Origin of the sequence: Aeromonas sp. Prich7-2, assembly GCF_017939255.1 — a bacterium.
GTDB lineage: Bacteria > Pseudomonadota > Gammaproteobacteria > Enterobacterales > Aeromonadaceae > Aeromonas > Aeromonas caviae.
Genome location: NZ_JAGKRI010000224.1, coordinates 1 through 1,948 on the forward strand (window position 1 = coordinate 1; position 1,948 = coordinate 1,948).

The window sequence follows — 1,948 nt, forward strand, 5'->3', positions numbered from 1 at the left end:
TAAGAAGTTGCTTGAGGTACTGGGTTGCATTGATAATAGTCATGGCTTCGGGCGTGTCGGTTTTTTTTTGCGATTAAATCAGATCACAAACGAAGCCTTTTTTCTATCTATTTCAATTGGTTGTAGCTAAAGATCCTGTACATGAGCAAGCGCTTTGCAGTGTCACCGGCACTGTTCTTTTGATTGGCAGTGAAGGGCGTTGTTGCCCAAATCGATGAAGCTTGAATGGAACTAACTGAGGACTTGGTGATCTGATCACCACCATCCTCTTCAAGTCTGCATCATGGGCACGTCGCTTCAACCCATCACCAACTGGCCTAAATACAACAAGTCTTTGATTAATCGTGGTTCACTCACCTTCTGGGTTGATGCCGAGGCCATGAGCAACTGGTTTCACCACGACCATCATGGGCGGCGGGGCCGCAGCCAGCTCTACACCGACCAGACCATTTGTACCTTCCTGATGCTCAAGGGGATTTTTAACCTCACTCTGCGGGCCACTCAGGGGCTACTCGACTCCCTGTTCGAGTTGATGAATGTGCCGCTGTGTGCGCCGGACTACAGCTGTGTCAGCAAGCGCGCTCGCACGGTGACGGTGGCTTATCGACAGCCCCCAAAGGAACGCATTACCGACTTGGTCATCGACGCACTGGGCTGAAGGTGTTTGGTGAAGGCGAGTGGAAGGTCAGAAAACACGGCGCTGAGAAGCGCCGAGTCTGGCGCAAGTTGCATCTGGCAGTAGACCCGGTGACCCACGATATCGTGGCGGCGGAAGTTAAGAGGGGCGAAGTGTCTGGATCTTCAAGGGGCCAATCTATGGGTTCCTTCCCTGTATTACTCACTCTTTCCAAACCTCTGCCGCCAGTGGCAATTCGTTGAGCTCGGCACGGGCCTCTCGCCAGCTAGGGTAATGCTCTTCAAGGATTGCGATGAAACACTCACTGTGCGTTGGCTCGATCAAATGAGCCATTTCATGCACGATGACGTACTCCAGCAAGTCCTTCGGCTTTTTTACTAATTCCGTATTGAGGCGGATGTTTCCAGCTGAGTGATTGCAGCTACCCCACTTGGTTTTCATGCGTTGCAGAAAGTAACCTGAAACGCTCACTTTGAGCTTTCGCTCCCACTTTTTAACCAGTGGGGGCACGACCTCGTGCAGTAATAACTTGTGCCACTCATGCATCAACTCCGCACGCTTTTCTGTGCTGCTGCCTGGACGAACAATCAGCGTAATCCGTTTGTTGCTGAGGATAACGGTGGGCTTTACATTCTGGTAGTCCACCGTCATCAGGTAGCGTCGCCCCCAAACATAGTGGCTCTCTCGTTCAACAAACTGACGTGGTGTTTCCCGTGCCTGACATCCGAGCTTTCTCTGCTGATCACGAATCCAGGCCAATTTGGAGATCGCATAGGCACGTGCTACTTCCAGACGGGTTTTAAATGGGGCGGCAAGGGTCACACGTCCATCAGGCGGATGGACTGTGAGATGGACATTCTTAATGTCCTTCCTAGTTACCGCTATTGAAATCTCGCCCAGTTGGATCATCTCGTTCATCAGTACCCCGGTTGGTTCTTGATGATTTCAAAAATGGCCAGCGTCGCGACCCGATCCCGCGACATGATGGGGAACAGAGCATTCAGCACCTGCTTCTCGCGGACGTCATCCCCTTTCCAGCCAGCTGGAGCCTTCTCACGCATCGCCTGATCAAGTTCAAGTGCGAGCATCGCCTTGGCATCCTCATCTGTCGGACAAACGAACGTGGTTGTCGCAATACTCGCCAGATTGTTGAAAATGGTAATAGCCTCTCATGTACAGGACCTTAAGCGTTGAGTCCCTTTAAAACTCCTTCCAAGGTCCTGTTCTGTATCGATTTTCTCTGCTTGGTTCGGCAAGCGTTCTTGGCCAAATAATCAGCTGCCCATTCCAGTCTTTCCCTTATTTCTGTCA

Annotated in this window: 2 protein-coding genes and 1 pseudogene; 1 reads left to right on the forward strand and 2 read right to left on the reverse strand. The window is 51.4% G+C overall.

Translation table 11 applies throughout. The annotated features are described in order from the left end of the window. Positions 1-283: 283 nt before the first annotated feature. Positions 284-777: pseudogene (locus tag J9892_RS21280) on the forward strand (IS5 family transposase); the annotation flags it as partial. A gap of 61 nt (positions 778-838) precedes the next feature. On the opposite strand, the gene J9892_RS21285 reads toward J9892_RS21280, so the two are convergent. Both J9892_RS21285 and J9892_RS21290 read right to left on the reverse strand, forming a co-directional pair. Continuing rightward, positions 839-1,555, reverse strand: a complete 717-nt coding sequence (locus tag J9892_RS21285; RefSeq protein ID WP_200164221.1) for a SprT family zinc-dependent metalloprotease — start codon at positions 1,553-1,555, stop codon at positions 839-841. Next, positions 1,555-1,725: a hypothetical protein gene (locus tag J9892_RS21290; RefSeq protein ID WP_200164220.1), complete on the reverse strand. Its 171-nt coding sequence runs from the start codon at positions 1,723-1,725 to the stop codon at positions 1,555-1,557. Before J9892_RS21290 ends, J9892_RS21285 begins: the two co-directional genes overlap by 1 nt. Between the last annotated feature and the right edge of the window lie 223 nt (positions 1,726-1,948).

Coding starts and splice junctions, on each gene's coding strand:
- J9892_RS21290 (WP_200164220.1), bottom strand. CDS start 1,725: ATGCTCGCACTTGAACTTGATCAGGCGATGCGTGAGAAGGCTCCAGCT.
- J9892_RS21285 (WP_200164221.1), bottom strand. CDS start 1,555: ATGAACGAGATGATCCAACTGGGCGAGATTTCAATAGCGGTAACTAGG.